This window comes from Pseudoalteromonas sp. SWN166 (assembly GCF_015864485.1).
GTDB lineage: Bacteria > Pseudomonadota > Gammaproteobacteria > Enterobacterales > Alteromonadaceae > Pseudoalteromonas.
The window spans coordinates 64565-83184 of record NZ_JADYXB010000008.1 but is presented as its reverse complement, the minus strand read 5'-3'; the positions used below and the strand labels follow the sequence as shown (position 1 = coordinate 83184).

The following is an 18620-nucleotide window of genomic DNA, read 5'->3' as shown; positions in this document are numbered from 1 at the left end:
ATAATAGCTAATGACAGCGCAATTTGAACACGTATCCGTATTAATGGACGAAACCATCGATGCCCTTGCAATTAAGCCAGACGGTATATACATGGATGGAACTTTTGGACGTGGCGGCCACTCTGGACAAATTTTAGCACGCCTTGGTGATGAGGGTCGTTTGCAAGCAATTGACCAAGATCCACAAGCGATACAATCAGCCGAGAAATTTGCAGATGATCCACGTTTTGCAATTGCACATACTCGTTTTTCAAATTTATACGAAGTAGCAGAGCAAAACGATCTGATTGGTAAAGTGGACGGCATTTTATTAGACATTGGTGTCTCGTCGCCACAACTTGATGATGCTGCGCGTGGTTTTAGTTTCATGAAAGATGGGCCACTCGATATGCGTATGGACCCAACAACAGGTCGCAGTGCTGCACAGTGGTTAGCAGAAGCCGAGTTAGATGACATTACTCACGTAATTAAAAAGCTGGGTGAAGAAAAGTTTGGTAAACGCATTGCGCACAAAGTGCTTGAAGTTCGAGAGCACACGCCAATTACAACTACAAAGCAACTTGCTGACCTTGTTGATGAAGCCGTGCCTGTAAAAGATAAGTTTAAGCACCCTGCAACACGTACTTTTCAGGCTATTCGTATTTACATTAATAGCGAGCTTGAAGAGATTCAAACAGCGTTGCAGTCAGCAGTTAAAGTGTTAAAACCTGGTGGTCGTTTAGTGGTGATTTCGTTTCACTCACTAGAGGATCGTATTGTAAAACAGTTTATTAGAAAACAGAGTCGGGGAGAAGTGTTACCCAGAGGTCTGCCTTTAACTGATGCACAAATAAATAAAAATCTGACGTTAAAAGCAGTGGGTAAGGCTATTAAGCCAAGTGCTGTAGAAGTAGAGCGTAATCCACGTTCTCGTAGTTCTGTACTTAGGATTGCACAGAGGTTGGGATGAGTAAAAAAGCGAGCTATCGGCAACCTAATTTATTCTTTGAAATATTAAAAGGCCTAGGAGCTAACAAGCTAACCTCGGCCTTGTTGGTTGTGATATTCGCTTCTAGCTTAGCAGTTGTGCAAACAACTCACTTAGCTCGTGGACAACTTATAAAGCAAGATCAGTTATTACAAGAACGAGATGAGCTCGATTTAGAGTGGCGCTACTTACTTGTTGAAGAAGAATTTTATTCGCAACATGCACGCATTGAAGAAGTAGCTATATCACAATTAAAAATGAAACGACCTACGAGTCAAGATGAGCAGGTAATAATAGTACAATGAGAAATAGAGGCAAAAAACCAGTCACAAATTTAATCACATGGCGCTTTATGCTCGTGTGCACTGTTGTGTTTATGGTGTTTGTTACACTCGTATCTCGGGCCGCTTATTTGCAAGTAATAGAACCTGATAAAGCACGTTCAGAAAGTGATAAACGTACAGTGCGTGTTGAAAAGCTTCATGTGCAGCGCGGAATGATTTTTGACCGTAATGGTAAAGAACTAGCGGTAAGTGTACCGGTTGTGAGTGTATATGCAGACCCGAAAGCATTGCATAAGTCGCTTGTCTCTAAAGTAATCAAACAAGCACGTAAAAGCGGCGAAGATCACTTATCTTTAACTGAAAACACGGCTGAACTTGATAAGCGTACTGCTCTTTATTATAAAAACGATTTACGCTGGCGCGAGCTTGCCGATGTGCTGCGTATTGATCCTAAAAAGATTAACTCTCGACTTTTAAACGATCCTTCACGTCGTTTTGTGTATTTAAAGCGACAAGTTACCCCTGCTGTAGCAAATTATATTGGCGATTTGCGTTTGCCTGGCATCCATTTACTAGATGAATCTAAACGCTACTACCCTGCAGGTGAAGTTACCGCACATGTTATTGGTTTTACCAATATTGATGGTAAAGGCATTGAAGGCATTGAAAAGCTATACGAAAATGCGTTAACGGGTGAAGAAGGCCGCCGTACTATTCGTAAAGATGCACAAGGGCGTGAAGTAGAAGTACTTGATGAGCGCGAGCGTGTAGAACCTGAAAGCATAGAACTAAGCATTGACCAACGTATTCAAGCCATTGCTTACAAAGCAGTTAAATCAGCTGTACTGACTTATAAAGCCACATCGGGATCGGCTATGGTGGTTGATGTTAAAACCGGTGAAGTACTGGCAATGGTAAACAGTCCTTCATTTAATCCAAATAATTTAAGCGATGCAGCCCCTCATAAACGTCGTAATCGTGCAATTACCGATTTGTTTGAACCTGGCTCAACTGTTAAGCCTCTAGCCATTTTGGCTGGGCTAGACTACGGCGCCATTAAGGCAGATGACACAATTGATACTTACCCAGGCTGGATGCGTTTAGGTGGTAGTTTAGTTAGAGATACTCGTAATCACGGCGTACTAACATTGCGTGAAATACTAAAGTATTCCTCAAATATGGGGGTTGCGAAAGTTACTCAATTAGTGCCTAAAGATTACCTTGTTGGGTTATACCAAAAAGTAGGCTTTGGCAGTGACACTGGCACAGGGATGGTAGGTGAAAGCAGCGGCTTGTTTTATCCAAACCGCCGTTGGTCTGACTTTGAAATTGCCACTTTATCATTTGGTTATGCAATTTCGGTAAGTACTGCGCAAATGGCGCGCTTTTATACCATGTTAGGCGCTGGTGGAGTTAACCGACCTCTGACTATTTTAAAGCAAGATAATATACCTGAAGGCGAACGTATTTTTAAACAAAAAGACGTAGAAGCCGTAGTGCACATGATGGAAAGTGTATTTGAAAAAGACGGTACTGCTCGCAACATAAAAGTTGATGGGTATCGTGCAGCTGGTAAAACAGGTACATCTAAAAAAGCCGTAGCAGGTGGTTATGGTGATGAATATGTAGGTTATTTTGCAGGTGTAGCACCGGCAAGTAATCCTCGTTTAGCCGTGGTAGTTATGATTAATGAACCAGGTGGTGATGTGTACTATGGAGGTGCCACCGCTGGCCCTGCATTTGCAGAAATCATCTCTAACGCATTAAGAATATTAAACGTAGCGCCTGACAAGGAAGAGGTTGCGTACGTAAAAGGTAAGGACAACGATGCGTGATTTAAAGGATATCTTAAAATACATCGAAATAGATGCGCCCTCGCAGTTGGTAAAACATTTACGCCTTGATAGTCGTGAAGTGACGCCAGGCGATGTATTTGTTGCTATTAAAGGCCATGCACTTGATGGCGGACAATTTATTAATAAAGCAATTGAAAATGGCGCAACAGCTATTATTACTGACAGATTATGTGAATTTGAAACAAGTTTTGAACCGCTTTATTTAGTCTCGGAGCTTGATAAAAAGCTTCCAGAATTAGCAAGTCGCTTTTATAACCAACCAAGTCAGACTCTTGATTTAATTGGTGTGACAGGTACAAATGGTAAATCGACCACCACAGCAATGATTGCTCACTTGGCGCAATTTTGCAGTACTGATTCGGCTATTATTGGCACTTTAGGTTACGGCCACCCTGATAATTTAATTCCACTGATTAATACCACGCCTTCTGCGGTTGATTTACAACATATTTTGAGCGATTTAAATTCGCAGCATAAAAAGCTGGTAGCCATGGAAGTGTCATCTCATGGGTTAGTACAACAGCGTGTTGCTAAATGCGCGTTTAAAGCGGCTGTGTTTACTAATCTTTCGCGCGATCACTTAGATTACCATGGTGATATGGCAAGTTACGGTGATGCGAAACTAATGCTTTTCCGTGATTTTGAACCGCAAGTTGTAGTGCTTAATCAAGATGATTCTCAAGCTGAGCAATGGCTCGAAAAGTATGATTTTAATAACCTAATTTGTTATGGGCGTAAAAACTTAGCCCCTAAAAACAGTCAATATGTTCACTTTTCTGATGTGAAATATTCCAGTGAAGGTATTTCGGCGCAGTTGTCGACAAGTTGGGGTGATATTTCAATTAAATCGCCTCTGTTTGGCGAATTCAACTTATATAACTTAACGGCAGCGCTCGCTACATTACTAGGGCTTGGTTATCCGCTTGAGCAATTAGTTGCAGGTTGTGCGCAATTACAGCCAGTAGCAGGGCGAATGCAAGCATTTAGTCAAGCAGGCATGCCAACGTGTGTTGTTGATTACGCCCATACGCCCGATGCACTTGCCCTTGCGTTACAAGCATTGCAGCTGCATGTGCCAGGTGGTGTAAGTTGTGTATTTGGTTGCGGTGGTGACAGAGATAAAGGCAAGCGCGTATTAATGGCGCAAGCTGCAGAGCAAAATGCTAATAAAGTGATTATTACCAGTGATAATCCTCGCTCAGAAAATCCTGATGACATTATTGCAGATGTGGCAGCGGGTTTAACCCATCCTCAAAATGCCCATTTAGAGGTTGATAGAGCAACTGCAATTCGTTTTGCTATAGAAAACGCGACTGCTGATGATGTTATTTTGATTGCAGGCAAAGGCCACGAAGATTATCAAATTATAGGCGATAAGCGCATCGACTTTTGCGATCGCCGTTATGTACAAGAACAACTAAAAAAAGCAGTAAGAGGGATAATACAATGATCCCAATGGATTTTGATTGGTTAGCTAATGTGCTAACAACCGATTATCAAGGTGATAATCAACACGTGCTTAATATAAATACTGATACTCGCACAGTGTGCGATGGCGAAGTGTTTTTAGCACTGAAAGGGCCAAATTTTGATGGGCATAAATTTATAGCTGAGGCTAAACAAAAAGGCGCTATTGGCGTTATTGTTCAGCACAAAGTTGATGTCGATATTCCACAATTTATAGTAAGCGATACACGTATTGCGCTAGGTGTAATTGGTACTGCTGTTATGGCGCAAGTGGCGCCTAAAACAATTGCAATTACAGGGAGTGTAGGCAAAACCACCGTAAAAGAAATGTGTGCAGCAATTTTGTCGGTTCACGGTGATGTATTAGCTACTAAAGGTAATTTTAATAACGATATTGGCGTACCGCTTACGTTATTGCGCTTAGAGCCTCAACATCGCTTTGCGGTGATTGAGCTAGGTGCAAATCACTTAGGTGAAATTGCTTACACCACTGCAATGACAAAACCAGATGTAGCCGTTGTATGTAATGTTGCAGCAGCCCACTTAGAAGGTTTTGGTAGTTTAATGGGCGTCGCAAAAGCTAAAGGTGAGATTTTTGACGGCCTTAAAGATGACGGTGTTGCCATTGTTAACTGCGATAGTGAATTTAGCCAGTATTGGCTAGATAAGCTTGAAGGGCGCAAAGTTAAACGCTTTTCAACAACCGAAAAACTCGATATTTGGGCAGAGAACATCACGCTTGATGCCAATGCGCGTGCAAGCTTTACGCTTTGCACTCAAAACAAGCAAGTACCTGTTACTTTGTCGTTGCCTGGTAAACACAATATTAGCAATGCGCTTATTGCAGCAGCGCTTACTAGTGAATTTGATGTAACTCTTGAAGAAATAGCCAACGCACTTGCCACAATGGGTGATGTAAAAGGGCGCGTTAATTTAATTGAAGTGTCTGATTTACTCACCGTGGTTGATGATACCTATAATGCCAATGTTAAGTCGGTAAAGGCTGCGATTGACTTGTTAAGTGATATGCAAGGTCACCGCATTTTAGCGCTGGGAGACATGGGTGAGCTAGGTGAAGATGCACGTACGTACCATCAAGAAGTTGGCGAGTATGCACTTGAGCAAGGGATTGATGAGTTATTTACATTAGGTGTGTTAAGTAAATACGCAAGTGATGTGTTTGAACTACCTAATCGCCACTTTTCGAGCCGCGAACAGATGCAGCAAAAAATTCAAGAAAGTATTAATAAAGTGAATACTAAAACAACAATAGTAGTGAAAGGATCGCGCAGTTCTCGCATGGAATTATTAGTAACCGATTTAGTTAATGGCCAGCAACAAGCCATCAATGGAGTATCATAATGTTAGTTTGGCTGGCAGAGTATTTAACACAGTATTTTAGTGGTTTTCATGTTTTTTCGTATTTAACGCTACGTGCCATTTTAGGTATTTTAACTGCGCTAATTATGTCTCTTTATTTAGGACCTAAGTTAATTCGTGGTTTGCAACGTATGCAAATAGGCCAAACAGTTCGAGACGATGGTCCGCAATCGCATTTGTCTAAGTCGGGTACGCCGACTATGGGCGGCTTACTTATTTTAGCGGCCATTTTTACCAGCACGCTACTTTGGGCCGATTTATCAAATAAATACGTATGGGCAACACTGTTTGTAATTGGCTCTTTAGGTATTGTTGGCTTTGTTGATGATTACCGTAAAGTTATTCGTAAAGATCCAAAAGGCTTAATTGCTAAGTGGAAGTACTTTTGGCAGTCAGTCATTGCATTAGTTGTAGCTACTGCTTTGTATTTTACCAGTGCACAAGCATCTGAAACATCACTTGTTGTTCCATTTTTTAAAGACGTGTTACCGCAATTAGGTTTGTTTTATATCGTGCTTACGTATTTTGCCATAGTAGGTACATCAAACGCGGTAAACCTGACCGATGGTTTAGATGGCTTGGCGATTGTGCCAATTATTTTAGTGGCTTCAGCACTGGCAATTATTGCTTACTTAACAGGTAATATTAACTTTTCGGCTTACTTACATATTCCACATTTACCGCTGGCGAGTGAGCTTGTGGTTGTATGTACTGCCATTGTGGGCGCAGGGCTTGGCTTTTTATGGTTTAACACTTACCCAGCACAAGTATTTATGGGCGATGTTGGCTCATTAGCACTTGGTGGCGCATTAGGTATTATTGCTGTTTTAGTACGCCAAGAGTTACTGCTTATTATTATGGGCGGTGTATTTGTAATGGAAGCACTATCGGTAATATTACAAGTGGGGTCGTATAAATTACGCGGACAACGCATTTTTAGAATGGCGCCGATTCATCATCATTATGAATTAAAAGGTTGGCCAGAGCCTCGCGTTATTGTGCGCTTTTGGATTATTTCTGTTGTGCTAGTGCTTGCTGGCTTAGCTACTTTAAAGATTCGATAAATGCAGTATTTAAACGAGATAAAAAACAAACAAATAACAGTGCTCGGACTCGGTGTAACCGGTCTGGGCATTGTGCGTTTTCTATTATCTCATGGCCTCACACCAAAGGTCATTGATAGCCGAGTAACCCCGCCGGGGATTGATTGGTTAAAAGAGCACGCGCCAACTCTAGATACCCACTTTGGTAATTTGGATGACGCAGAGCTTTGTTCAAGCGATATGATTATTATAAGCCCTGGGCTTAGCTTAAAAATAAAAGCTGTTGCAAATGCAATTAACGCAGGTGTTGAAGTGATTGGCGACGTTGAGTTATTTTCACGTATTAATTCAAAACCGGTTGTTGCAGTAACGGGCTCTAATGGTAAATCAACCGTGGTTACGCTCGCTTATGAAGTATTAAAACAAGCCGGCTATAAAGTTGCTTTGGGTGGAAATATTGGCACAGCGGTGCTTGATTTGCTCAGTGATGATTTTGACGTGTATGTACTTGAGTTATCTAGTTTTCAGCTAGATACCACAACGAGTTTAAAACCTGTGAGTGCAACGGTATTAAATGTGTCTGAAGATCACCTTGATCGCTACGACAGTTACCAAGCTTATATAGACTCAAAGCTAAGTATTTATGACAGTGCAGAGCTTATTGTTGTCAATGCAGACGATATGCAAACACATCCAGTTGAGCGCGGTACCCCCCCCCTAATCAGCTTTGGTGCTCAACAAGGTGATTACCATTTAGCGCAACATAATGGCGAAACTCACTTTATGGTTAAAGGCGATGCCTTTTTACCTGTTGATACGCTTGCGGTAGTGGGTAAGCACAATTATTTAAATACGCTTGCAGTAATGGCGCTCTTAAGTCCGTTTGAAGTAAGCAAAGAGCAATATAAAAATGCATTAGGTCAATTTAATGGGTTGGCTCATCGCTGCCAATTTGTAGCTGAGCTTAACGGTGTAAAGTATTTTAACGATTCAAAGGCAACTAATGTTGGAGCGACCATTGCTGCAATAGATAGTTTAGCTAGTGGCGGTGAAAATCTGATTGTTATTGCTGGTGGCGATGCCAAAGGCGCTGATTTAAATGCGCTTAAACCTTACATAGAACAGCATGTAAAAGCATTAATTTGTTTTGGTAAAGATGCAAGTGACTTAGCTGCGATTACCAATAAGAGTTATTTAACTAACAATATGGAAGAAGCCGTTACTTTGGCCAAAGTACTTAGTAGTACAGGCAATATTGTTTTATTAGCACCCGCATGTGCCAGTATTGATATGTATAACAACTATATGCAACGCGGTGATGACTTTGTTCAGTGTGTAATGGCAGGGGCGTTATGATTGCTTTTGCCGATATAAGAGACGCATTAACACCTAAGCCTTCGGCGCAGTTATACGATGTACCGCTATTGTACTGCGTAATAATGCTCATTGGTGTTGGTTTTATCATGGTGACCAGCGCATCAATGCCTACCGCAGAGCGGTTATTTGATGACCCGTACCATATTACCATTCGCCACAGCATGTTTTTGGCAATGGCTTTTGTGCTTTTTTGGATAAGTGTTTGTGTGCCAATGGAGTGGTGGAAACGATCAAACCCTTATCTATTAATACTAGGTATGGTGCTATTAATAGCGGTATTGATTATTGGGCGTGAAGTAAACGGCGCTAAACGATGGATACCTATTGGACCTGTTGGTTTTCAGGTGGCTGAGGCCGCTAAGTTGTACTTTTTTAGTTATATTGCGGGTTATTTGGTAAGAAAACGCGAAGAAGTACAAGAAAATATTAAAGGCTTTGCAAAGCCAATTGCTGTATTTGCAGTGTATGCACTGCTTATTCTGCTGCAGCCAGATTTAGGCACAGTGGTTGTTATGTTTGTAACAACGGTTGGTTTGCTGTTTTTAGCGGGCGCTAAGTTATGGCAATTTTTTGTACTTATTTTAACGGGCGTTGGCTTAGTTGTATTACTGATTATTGTTGAACCCTACCGTATGGCGCGCGTTGTAGGCTTTTTAGACCCTTGGGATGATCCTTTTGGTAAGGGTTATCAGTTGGTGCAATCACTAATGGCGTATAGCCAAGGCGGTTGGTTTGGCCAAGGCTTAGGTAACAGCGTACAAAAGCTACAGTATTTACCTGAAGCGCATAACGATTTTATTTTTGCTGTAATAGGCGAAGAGCTTGGTTTAATAGGCGTTGTAAGTATTTTAACGGTGCTTGGTACCTTGGTATTTAGAGCATTATTAATAGGCCAACAAGCGCTTAAGTGCGGCAAGGAATACGAAGGCTACTTTTCATTTGCCATTGGTATTTGGTTTGCATTTCAAACCATGGTGAATGTAGGTGCGAGTGCGGGTATTTTACCGACGAAGGGTTTAACCCTGCCGTTTATTTCTTATGGCGGCTCAAGCTTATTAATTATGACGATTGCCACGGGTATTTTATTACGCGTAGATTTTGAAACCAAAATGGCAACCAAACAAGCCACCTCTCGCGGAGGTAAGCGATGAGTAAAAAATTAGTAGTAGTGGCTGGTGGAACTGGCGGACACATTTTTCCCGGTATTGCAGTAGCCGATTATTTAAAACAGCAGGGCTGGCAAGTTAGCTGGATCGGCACACCAGATCGAATGGAAGCGAGCGTTGTACCTAAGCACAATATAGATATTGATTTTATTAACGTTAAAGGTGTTCGTGGTAACGGATTAAAGCGTCTTATTAAAGCCCCATTCATGGTAATTAATGCAGTATTGCAGGCGCGTAAGGTATTGAAAGAACAGCGTCCTGATGTAGTACTTGCAATGGGCGGTTATGTTACGGGGCCAACGGGAATTGCCGCAAAAAGTTTAGGTATCCCGCTGGTTATTCACGAGCAAAACGCTGTAGCGGGTATGAGCAATAAACTGCTAGCTAAGGTGGCTACACGAGTATTAGCTGCATTTCCAAGTGCTTTTGCACAGGGTCAAGCCGAGCTAGTAGGTAACCCAGTTCGCCAAAGCGTTATGAATATAGCCAAACGCGATGTATCAAGCCCTATTAATATTTTAGTAGTGGGCGGCTCGCTTGGTGCACAAGTGCTTAATCAAACATTACCAGAAGCATTTAAAGCACTAAATAATACAGCTCCAATAAGTGTATGGCATCAAACAGGTAAGGGTCATTTAACTACTGTAGAAGCCGCTTATAAAATGCATGCTTTTACAGGCAGTAATGCAAAAATAGCTGAATTTATTGATGATATGGACGCAGCGTATAGCTGGGCCGACATTGTTGTTTGCCGTGCTGGTGCGTTAACTGTTAGCGAAATTGCAGCGGCAGGTAAAATGGCCGTTTTTGTTCCGTTTCCACATGCTGTGGACGACCATCAAACAGCGAACGCACAATATTTAGTGATGGCTAATGGCGCATTATTAATGCCACAAGGGCAGTTTAATAAACAATCAATTGTTGAACTATTAAGCCCGTATTTAGCCCAACCTTCATTAATTACTGAAATGGCTACAAATGCAAAAAAACAAGCCATTTTAGATGCCACAGCAAGCGTAGCAACGCACTGTGAGCAAGTAACAAATAAGAGAAAATAAGTGAAAGAAACGTCAGTACAAGAAAAACACACACGCCCTGCAATGCGCCGAATAGAAACCATTCACTTTATTGGTATTGGTGGAGCAGGTATGGGCGGTATTGCTGAAGTACTCGCTTTTGAAGGCTACCGTATTACAGGTTCTGACATTGCCCATAGCGCTATGACAGATCGTTTAATTAAAGCCGGTGCAGAAGTATTTATAGGCCATCATGAAAATAACGTGAAAGATGCCAATGTAGTCGTTGTTTCAAGTGCGATTGATGAAACAAATCCTGAAATTATTGCAGCCAAAGCCGCAAGAGTTCCTGTTGTTCGCCGCGCAGAAATGTTGGCTGAGTTAATGCGTTTTCGCCACGGTATAGCCATTGCGGGTACGCATGGTAAAACAACGACAACAAGCTTAATTGCGAGTATTTATGGACAAGCAGGGCTTGATCCAACCTTTATTATTGGTGGCTTGCTAAATAGCGCAGGTAGTAACGCAAAAGTAGGTAAAAGTGATTTTTTAATTGCCGAAGCTGATGAAAGCGACGCGTCGTTTTTACACTTACAGCCAATGGTCTCGGTGATCACTAATATTGAAGAAGATCACATGGATACTTATGGCGGCAGTCTTGAAAAGATGAAAGACACATATGTAGATTTCATTCATAACTTGCCGTTTTATGGTTTAGCTGTTGTATGTATTGATTCTGAAGTTGCTGCTGAACTTATCCCGCGTTTTGGTCGCCCAGTTATCACGTATGGCGAATCGAAGGATGCTGATTACCGCATGAGCGACTTTAGCCAATCAGCTAATACATGCACATTTACAGTAACTAACAAACAAGGTGAGTGTTTAACTGCCACGTTGAATATGCCAGGTAGACACAACGCACTTAATGCAACCGCTGCCATTGCGGTGGCAAAAGATCAAAACATTGCGAACCATGCAATTTTAGAAGCGCTGCAGAAGTTTGAAGGTATTGGTCGTCGTTTTCAGCACTATGGTGAATTTGAAAACGAGCGTGGCAATGTGATGTTAGTTGATGATTATGGGCATCATCCTTCTGAAGTTGCAGCAACAATTGCAGCAGTACGTGAAGGTTGGCCTGATAAACGTTTAGTTATGGTGTATCAACCTCATAGATTTTCTCGCACACGCGACTTATACGAAGATTTTGTAAGAGTGCTTGCTGATGTAGATCAGTTGCTACTGCTTGATGTGTATAGCGCTGGTGAAGAGCCAATTGTTGGCGCAGACAGTAAAAGCCTATGTCGTAGCCTTCGCCAGCGTGGTAAAGAGCCGCTACACGTAGCAACAAATGCAGAGCTTGCAGGTGTTCTGGCCGCAAATTTACAAAATAATGATTTAGTATTAACCCAAGGCGCTGGTAATATAGGTCAGTTAGTTAAAACATTAGCTGCAACGGGTATGTCGATAGAAAAACTTAAACAAGGTGAAGTATGACTCAGGTAAATACACAATTTGGTAAAGTAGCGGTACTGCTAGGTGGTAACTCAGCAGAACGTGAAGTGTCTTTACGATCGGGTCAGGCTGTTTTAAATGCGCTGCAAAATAGTGGCATTGATGCAATTGCATTTGACCCGCAAAGTCGTTCTTTGTGGGAGTTAAAAGAATTAAATGTAGAGCGTGTTTTTATCGCTTTACATGGTCGTGGTGGCGAGGATGGTACCGTACAAGGTGCACTTGAATTTATGAACCTGCCTTACACGGGTAGTAATGTACTGGGTTCAGCACTTGCTATGGATAAAGTACGTTGTAAACACTTATTTAAATCAGCGGGATTAAGCACCGCACCGTATGCCGTAGTTGATGCTAAAAAAGGCTTTGACGCTGCAGCTATTATGGATGAGTTTAAAAAAGTAATGGTTAAGCCATCGCATGAAGGCTCAAGCATAGGTATGGCGCAAGCAAGTACAGCACAAGAACTTGAAGACGCATTAGCCAATGCATTTAAGTTTGATAACCAAGTGCTTGTAGAGCAGTGGATCACAGGGCGTGAATTTACAATTACAGTGCTTGGCGACGAAGTACAACCTGTTATTGAAATGACTACGCCAAATGGCTTTTACGATTACCAAGCTAAGTATCAATCAAATACAACGCAGTATCATTGCCCGGCAGATTTATCAGAGCAAGATACTAAGTACTTACAAGCTATATCGCTAGATGCATTTGATTTAGTGGGCGCAAGTGGTTGGGGTCGTGTTGATGCTATGCAGGATGAACAAGGTAACTTTTACCTGCTTGAAGTAAATACAGTACCAGGCATGACTGAAAAGTCGTTAGTGCCAATGGCGGCAAAAGCGAATGGGGCAACTTTTGAACAATTAGTTGTTCGCATTTTAGAGCAAACGCTTTAATATGCATCCCCTTTTAGAAAAAGCTCAGCAATTAAAACAGCAACTTAACTTTAATTGGTCGCTGATTTTTGGAGTGAGTTTTTTTCTGGTTGTGGTTATTGGCTTAATACAAATAACCACAGGTGTTTCGGATTGGTTAGTTGAAAATAAAGATGCTCAAATTAAGCACCTTACAGTGCAAGGGCATCCTAAGTACACAGATGAAACGGCAATTATAAAAGCAATTAAAAAAGCCGATTTAAGTAGTTTTTTTAAACTTGATGTTAAGCACGTACAACAGTTAGTTCAAGACTTACCTTGGGTTGCTACCGCTTCGGTACGTAAACAATGGCCTGACATTATACAGGTGTATGTAGTTGAACATGAAGTTGTAGCCCACTGGAATAGCGACTTATTGCTTAATCAGAGTGGCCAAGCATTTCAAGCAAATAGCGATAAGTTAGATGATGACTTACCGCAGTTATATGGCCCAGAAGGTAGCGAAGAAGAGGCGTGGGTTGCTTTTAAGCAATTTGATGAAATGCTAAAAGTTAATGGTTTAACATTAACAAGTTTGGCATTGTCGGAGCGCTTTTCGTGGCAATTATGGCTAGATAACGGAATACGTTTAAATTTAGGGCGTAAAGATAAAGCCAAGCGTGTACAACGTTTTATAGACGTTTACCCACGAATGGAACAACGTGCAGATGCACAAGTAGATACAATCGATTTACGGTATGATACCGGCCTTGCAGTAAGCTTTAAGCCAGTGCAAGAAGAACAATTACAAAATAAGAGTAAGGCATGACTAAGTCAGCAGAAAGAAACCTAGTAATAGGATTAGACGTTGGCACCTCGAAAGTGGTTGCCACGGTAGGTGAAATCACCGCAGATAACAAGCTCAGCATTGTTGGTGTGGGCAGCCAAGTATCTCATGGTATGGATAAAGGCGGCGTTAACGATTTAAACTTAGTGTCTGAGTCTATTCGCCGAGCAATAGATGAAGCCGAGTTAATGGCTGATTGTCGTATTAGCTCTGTGTATTTGGGTATTTCTGGCAAGCATATACAGTGTCAAAACGAAAGTGGTGTTGTCGCTATTAATAACACTGAAGTCACTGAAGAAGACATTGAAAATGTAATTCATATTGCGCGTTCTGTGCCTATTTCGGCAGAGCGTAAAATGCTGCATGCATTGCCGCAAGAATACAGTATCGACATGCAAGAGGGCATTAAAAACCCATTGGGCATGAGTGGTGTTCGTATGGAAGCGCGAGCACACATTATTACGTGCTCAAACGATATGGCAAAAAATATCGAGAAATGCGTAGAGCGCTGTGGTCTTGAAGTTGATCAGCTTATCTTTACTGCGTTGGCATCATGTTATTCTGTGCTTACGCCAGATGAAAAAGAGCTTGGTGTTGCAGTACTTGATATTGGCGGCGGTACTATGGATATCACCATTTATATTAATGGTGCGCTTCGTCACTCTGCCGTTATACCTGTGGCTGGTAACCAAGTTACTGGTGATATTGCAAAAATATTTCGTACACCTATATCACATGCAGAGTCACTCAAAGTACAATACGCATGTGCTAGTAGTCAAATGGCTAGTAGTGAAGACACGATTGAAGTACCTAGTGTAGGCGGGCGACCAGCAAGATTGATGTCGCGCCATACATTATCTGAGGTGGTAGAGCCTCGTTTTAGAGAATTATTTGAGCTTGCGATGGAAGAAATTCGTCGTTCAGGCTTAGAAGACCAAATTGCGGCAGGTCTCGTTATTACAGGCGGAACTGCTAAAATGACTGGCGCGATGGAAGTGGCAGAAGACATCTTCCAAATGCCAGTAAGAATAGGCAAACCAATCGGGATGGTTGGTTTGACAGACTACGTAGACGATCCTTCGTACGCAACCGCTGTTGGTTTGTTACAATACGGACGTACCATGCAATCGATGAATGCACAAAAGTCGAAAGCAGAGGATAACAATAATTGGTGGAACCGCATTACTAAATGGTTCCAAGGCGAGTTTTAAGACTCAAGTCGGAGAGTAAACATGTTTGATATAATGGAACAACACAGCGAAGAAGCTGTAATAAAAGTAATCGGCGTGGGCGGTGGTGGCGGTAACGCTGTTGAGCACATGGTTAAACAACAAATAGAAGGCGTGCGTTTTATAGCCGCTAATACGGATGCGCAAGCATTACGTAACTCTGCTGCCGATATTACAGTTCAGCTAGGCACGCAAATAACCTCTGGGTTGGGTGCGGGCGCAAACCCTGAAGTAGGCCGTAAGTCGGCTGAAGAAGATGCAGATACAATTCGTGCCAGCCTTGAAGGCGCCGATATGGTATTTATTGCAGCCGGTATGGGCGGCGGTACAGGTACTGGTGCAGCACCGGTAGTTGCTAAAATTGCTAAAGAACTCGGTATTTTAACCGTTGCAGTTGTAACACGTCCTTTTGATTTTGAAGGTAAAAAACGTGCAGCAGCCGCTGAACAAGGCATTAACGAATTGTCAGAAATTGTAGATTCACTTATTACAATTCCGAACAATAAATTGCTTAAAGTTTTAGGAAAAGGGACTACACTTCTAGATGCCTTCGCTAAAGCTAATGACGTATTATTTGGTGCGGTACAAGGTATAGCAGAGCTAATTACACGTTCTGGTTTAATTAACGTGGATTTCGCCGATGTTAGAACTGTAATGTCTGCAATGGGTACTGCAATGATGGGAACTGCGTCTGCGTCAGGCCCTGATCGTGCACAAGAAGCAGCAGAAGCGGCTATCTCAAGCCCACTACTAGAAGACGTTGATTTAACAGGTGCTAAAGGTATCTTAGTTAATATCACCGCAGGTATGGACATTGCGATTGAAGAATTTGAAATTGTTGGTAATCACGTTAAAGCACTTGCGTCAGAAAACGCAACGGTTGTTGTTGGTGCGGTAATCGACCCAGAAATGACTGATGAGCTACGTGTAACGGTTGTTGCAACTGGGTTAGGCGGCGATCGTCGTCCACAGTTTGGTATTGTTGATAACGGCTTTAAAAAAGCATCAGGTTCTGATGTTGCAAGCACATCAAACCAAACGAGCAGTATGTACGTACCAAGCTTTGCAAGCCAAGATACAAACACTGAAGAAAACACTGCTAAAGCGCAAACGCAAAGCAAAGAAAAAGCGCCTACAACTAGTTCAAGCAGTGCATCAAGCTCTTCAGCACAAAATAGTAAAAAAGCGGATAAATCAGAAGGTGGTGATTATTTTGATATCCCCGCTTTTTTACGTAAGCAGGCTGATTAACATTTAATAATACTTTTGTTTGAAATATGTACGAATATTGAAAGGCAAAAGGATTTATGTTAAACTCCGCCATATAACTGTAACTGATTTAAAAGTGAGCATACCTATGATTAAACAGCGTACGATTGCAGAAGTAGTCAAAGCCATAGGAATTGGACTTCATAAAGGTGAGAAGGTCACAATAACTCTCCGACCTGCGAGCGCAAATACTGGGATTGTATTTCGTCGTGTCGACCTTGATCCGGTTGTTGATTTTGAAACAACACCTGAAGCCGTTGGTGATACGCAGTTGTGTACCTGTTTAATTAACAAAGATGGTGTTCGCTTATCGACTACTGAGCATCTTATTGCAGCTGTTGCTGCAATGGGCATTGATAATCTAATTGTAGAATTAGATAGCTCAGAAGTGCCGATTATGGATGGTAGTGCATTACCATTCATATATCTGTTACAAAAAGGCGGAATTGAAGAGCAAAACGTTGCTAAACGCTTTATCCGTATTAAAGAAAAAGTACGCATTGAAGAAGGTGATAAGTGGGCTGAAGTTGAACCATATGATGGTTTTCATATCGACTTTGAGATTGCATTTAACCACCCAGCTATCAATGAAAGTCGCCAACGTATTGGGTTGGATATAACAACGCAAAGCTTTATTGAAGAAATTAGCCGTGCGCGTACTTTTGGATTTATGAAAGATATTGAATACATGCATGCAAACAACTTAGCGCTAGGTGGTAGCATGGATAGTGCTGTGGTACTTGATGAGTTCAAAGTGTTAAATCCTAACGGTTTACGTTATAGCGACGAGTTTGTTAAGCACAAGATATTAGACTGTGTTGGTGATATGTTTATGACAGGCCATAACCTTTTAGGTAAAGTAACTGCATTTAAATCGGGTCATGATTTAAATAATAAATTACTTCGTAAAATTATGGCTACAGAGTCAGCATGGGAGTGGGCAACATTTGAAACGCCTGTGACGATGCCTGCACCCGGTCTTGAGTTAGCTCCAGCCTAAAAGCAGTAAAAGAGCAGCTCGAAAATCAGTTATAAAAAATGACGCTAATTAGCGTCATTTTTTTGTGTGAAATCTAATAGCTTTATACTTTATTATAACTCTAAAAGAGCTTGTAACTGATTTAAACTAGTTACGGTATAAGTTGGCTTTATTCCGTCGGCTAATTGCTCACCAGGATGCTGTAACCAGCAAGTATCAATACCTACATTGTTGCCGCCAAGTATGTCACTTGCAGCAGTATCACCTACCATAAGTATTTCGCTTTTATCTGGGTTACCCATTAGCTCAAATGTGTGCTCAAAAATAGCTTTATTCGGTTTTGCTATACCTACAAGTTCAGATATAACTAACCATTCAAACATATCTTTTAAGCCAGTGTGCTCAAGGCGTACGGTTTGTAATCGCGCAAATCCATTAGTAATAATACCTAACTTAGCATTTGGCTTAAGCTTATTTAAAAGCTCAATCGCACCAGGTAATGGCTCGCAAATTTGTGCCATAGCATCTAAAAATGCATCGTTTAGCTCTTTTGCTGGCACATTTAGTTTTGCAGCCCATTCATTAAAACGAGTTACTTGTAAATAATCAGCAGTTATAGAACCGTTTTGATAATCCACCCACAGTTGCTTATTGGTCTTTTGATAATGAATATAATCGTCTTGGCTAAAATTGACACCATAAGCTTTAAACATGCGAGTCATGCCCGCTAAAATATCAAACCTAAATAAGGTCTCGTCTGCATCAAACAATACATAATTGTATTTCATTAAACTTCCTAAATTAATTTGTTTGGCTGTAAAGCTCTGCGTGTAGAAAAGGTGACATTGCTAAAGTAAGTGCTTGTGTGTAAGTGCTTTCGCGCGTGGCATGATTGTTTGTAAGTAGACCAATAGCGCCCCCTTTTTGCTTAACGTTGATGGTATTAAATGCTTTATCCATTACATCACCAAGCTCTTCTCCTTTGAGTAATGCGTTATAGAGAACTTGGGGGAGGGGAAGATTGCTGCTGCGTCCTACAACTTGATTTAAGGCGTTATCAATAACAACATAAGCAAATGTTGCAGGCCCATAGCTAAATTGCTCTGCACCGCCCTCCATGGCTACATAATAGTCAGCCTGATGGTGAGTTTTACAGTAATTCACTCGATTTTGAGCGCCAGTTCGGGTTTCGTCTTCACCAATAGGTTGATCAGGAACATTAGAAGGGGCGTTAACACCCTCACAATCAATAATATGATCTGGAAAATACATGGTAAAAATATGCTTAGCTGCATTTATTTTTACAGGATTTTTAGAACCGACAATAATTTTTAATTGTTGTGGCATGCTGATCTCACCTTGAGCAAAATC

17 protein-coding genes are annotated in these 18620 nt (G+C 41.5%); 15 read left to right on the top strand and 2 right to left on the bottom strand.

Annotated features, from left to right (window positions below):
* Window positions 1-10: 10 nt before the first annotated feature.
* From rsmH to lpxC, 15 genes are all read left to right on the top strand, one after another.
* Window positions 11-949, top strand: coding sequence for a 16S rRNA (cytosine(1402)-N(4))-methyltransferase RsmH (rsmH, locus tag I6F49_RS06940; RefSeq protein ID WP_197179423.1), 939 nt, complete (start codon window positions 11-13; stop codon window positions 947-949).
* On the top strand, window positions 946-1272 hold the full coding sequence (ftsL, locus tag I6F49_RS06935) for a cell division protein FtsL (RefSeq protein WP_007582915.1): 327 nt from the start codon (window positions 946-948) through the stop codon (window positions 1270-1272). The genes rsmH and ftsL overlap by 4 nt, the downstream gene beginning before the upstream one ends.
* On the top strand, window positions 1269-3086 hold the full coding sequence (locus tag I6F49_RS06930) for a penicillin-binding transpeptidase domain-containing protein (protein WP_197179415.1): 1818 nt from the start codon (window positions 1269-1271) through the stop codon (window positions 3084-3086). The genes ftsL and I6F49_RS06930 overlap by 4 nt, the downstream gene beginning before the upstream one ends.
* Window positions 3079-4557: a UDP-N-acetylmuramoyl-L-alanyl-D-glutamate--2,6-diaminopimelate ligase gene (gene murE, locus I6F49_RS06925; protein WP_197179413.1), complete on the top strand. Its 1479-nt coding sequence runs from the start codon at window positions 3079-3081 to the stop codon at window positions 4555-4557. The genes I6F49_RS06930 and murE overlap by 8 nt, the downstream gene beginning before the upstream one ends.
* Entirely contained in the window at window positions 4554-5936 is a 1383-nt protein-coding gene (locus I6F49_RS06920) for a UDP-N-acetylmuramoyl-tripeptide--D-alanyl-D-alanine ligase (protein WP_197179411.1), read from the top strand. The genes murE and I6F49_RS06920 overlap by 4 nt, the downstream gene beginning before the upstream one ends.
* On the top strand, window positions 5936-7018 hold the full coding sequence (gene mraY, locus I6F49_RS06915; RefSeq protein ID WP_007582922.1) for a phospho-N-acetylmuramoyl-pentapeptide-transferase: 1083 nt from the start codon (window positions 5936-5938) through the stop codon (window positions 7016-7018). Before I6F49_RS06920 ends, mraY begins: the two co-directional genes overlap by 1 nt.
* Window positions 7019-8353 (top strand): UDP-N-acetylmuramoyl-L-alanine--D-glutamate ligase, encoded by a 1335-nt coding sequence (gene murD, locus I6F49_RS06910; protein ID WP_197179409.1) that lies wholly within the window; start codon window positions 7019-7021, stop codon window positions 8351-8353.
* Window positions 8350-9525: a cell division protein FtsW gene (gene ftsW, locus I6F49_RS06905; protein WP_197179407.1), complete on the top strand. Its 1176-nt coding sequence runs from the start codon at window positions 8350-8352 to the stop codon at window positions 9523-9525. Before murD ends, ftsW begins: the two co-directional genes overlap by 4 nt.
* Window positions 9522-10598: an undecaprenyldiphospho-muramoylpentapeptide beta-N-acetylglucosaminyltransferase gene (murG, locus tag I6F49_RS06900; RefSeq protein WP_197139796.1), complete on the top strand. Its 1077-nt coding sequence runs from the start codon at window positions 9522-9524 to the stop codon at window positions 10596-10598. The genes ftsW and murG overlap by 4 nt, the downstream gene beginning before the upstream one ends.
* Window positions 10599-12050 (top strand): UDP-N-acetylmuramate--L-alanine ligase, encoded by a 1452-nt coding sequence (gene murC, locus I6F49_RS06895; protein ID WP_197179405.1) that lies wholly within the window; start codon window positions 10599-10601, stop codon window positions 12048-12050.
* Window positions 12047-12967 carry a D-alanine--D-alanine ligase gene (locus I6F49_RS06890; protein WP_197179403.1) on the top strand — a complete coding sequence of 307 codons (921 nt, stop codon included), beginning with the start codon at window positions 12047-12049 and terminating at the stop codon, window positions 12965-12967. The genes murC and I6F49_RS06890 overlap by 4 nt, the downstream gene beginning before the upstream one ends.
* A gap of 1 nt (window position 12968) precedes the next feature.
* Window positions 12969-13754, top strand: a complete 786-nt coding sequence (locus I6F49_RS06885; RefSeq protein WP_197179401.1) for a cell division protein FtsQ/DivIB — start codon at window positions 12969-12971, stop codon at window positions 13752-13754.
* Window positions 13751-14983, top strand: coding sequence for a cell division protein FtsA (ftsA, locus tag I6F49_RS06880; RefSeq protein ID WP_197118615.1), 1233 nt, complete (start codon window positions 13751-13753; stop codon window positions 14981-14983). The genes I6F49_RS06885 and ftsA overlap by 4 nt, the downstream gene beginning before the upstream one ends.
* A 21-nt stretch (window positions 14984-15004) precedes the next feature.
* Window positions 15005-16252, top strand: a complete 1248-nt coding sequence (ftsZ, locus tag I6F49_RS06875) for a cell division protein FtsZ (RefSeq protein ID WP_007582938.1) — start codon at window positions 15005-15007, stop codon at window positions 16250-16252.
* A 106-nt stretch (window positions 16253-16358) separates the two neighbouring features.
* Entirely contained in the window at window positions 16359-17270 is a 912-nt protein-coding gene (lpxC, locus tag I6F49_RS06870) for a UDP-3-O-acyl-N-acetylglucosamine deacetylase (protein WP_007582940.1), read from the top strand.
* 92 nt (window positions 17271-17362) lie between these two features.
* Here the strand turns inward: lpxC and yjjG are convergent, their stop codons facing one another.
* Complete coding sequence (gene yjjG, locus I6F49_RS06865; protein WP_197179398.1) at window positions 17363-18037, bottom strand: pyrimidine 5'-nucleotidase; 675 nt, start codon at window positions 18035-18037, stop codon at window positions 17363-17365.
* A 13-nt stretch (window positions 18038-18050) separates the two neighbouring features.
* Window positions 18051-18596, bottom strand: coding sequence for an inosine/xanthosine triphosphatase (yjjX, locus tag I6F49_RS06860; RefSeq protein WP_166419349.1), 546 nt, complete (start codon window positions 18594-18596; stop codon window positions 18051-18053).
* Window positions 18597-18620: the final 24 nt, after the last annotated feature.

What these genes read in the sequence shown, in the direction of transcription:
- murG (WP_197139796.1), top strand. Translation starts at nt 9,522, where the DNA reads ATGAGTAAAAAATTAGTAGTAGTGGCTGGTGGAACTGGCGGACACATT.
- rsmH (WP_197179423.1), top strand. Translation starts at nt 11, where the DNA reads ATGACAGCGCAATTTGAACACGTATCCGTATTAATGGACGAAACCATC.
- yjjG (WP_197179398.1), bottom strand. Translation starts at nt 18,037, where the DNA reads ATGAAATACAATTATGTATTGTTTGATGCAGACGAGACCTTATTTAGG.
- I6F49_RS06885 (WP_197179401.1), top strand. Translation starts at nt 12,969, where the DNA reads ATGCATCCCCTTTTAGAAAAAGCTCAGCAATTAAAACAGCAACTTAAC.
- yjjX (WP_166419349.1), bottom strand. Translation starts at nt 18,596, where the DNA reads ATGCCACAACAATTAAAAATTATTGTCGGTTCTAAAAATCCTGTAAAA.
- ftsA (WP_197118615.1), top strand. Translation starts at nt 13,751, where the DNA reads ATGACTAAGTCAGCAGAAAGAAACCTAGTAATAGGATTAGACGTTGGC.
- I6F49_RS06930 (WP_197179415.1), top strand. Translation starts at nt 1,269, where the DNA reads ATGAGAAATAGAGGCAAAAAACCAGTCACAAATTTAATCACATGGCGC.
- ftsW (WP_197179407.1), top strand. Translation starts at nt 8,350, where the DNA reads ATGATTGCTTTTGCCGATATAAGAGACGCATTAACACCTAAGCCTTCG.
- murD (WP_197179409.1), top strand. Translation starts at nt 7,019, where the DNA reads ATGCAGTATTTAAACGAGATAAAAAACAAACAAATAACAGTGCTCGGA.
- ftsL (WP_007582915.1), top strand. Translation starts at nt 946, where the DNA reads ATGAGTAAAAAAGCGAGCTATCGGCAACCTAATTTATTCTTTGAAATA.
- mraY (WP_007582922.1), top strand. Translation starts at nt 5,936, where the DNA reads ATGTTAGTTTGGCTGGCAGAGTATTTAACACAGTATTTTAGTGGTTTT.
- I6F49_RS06890 (WP_197179403.1), top strand. Translation starts at nt 12,047, where the DNA reads ATGACTCAGGTAAATACACAATTTGGTAAAGTAGCGGTACTGCTAGGT.
- lpxC (WP_007582940.1), top strand. Translation starts at nt 16,359, where the DNA reads ATGATTAAACAGCGTACGATTGCAGAAGTAGTCAAAGCCATAGGAATT.
- murE (WP_197179413.1), top strand. Translation starts at nt 3,079, where the DNA reads ATGCGTGATTTAAAGGATATCTTAAAATACATCGAAATAGATGCGCCC.
- ftsZ (WP_007582938.1), top strand. Translation starts at nt 15,005, where the DNA reads ATGTTTGATATAATGGAACAACACAGCGAAGAAGCTGTAATAAAAGTA.
- I6F49_RS06920 (WP_197179411.1), top strand. Translation starts at nt 4,554, where the DNA reads ATGATCCCAATGGATTTTGATTGGTTAGCTAATGTGCTAACAACCGAT.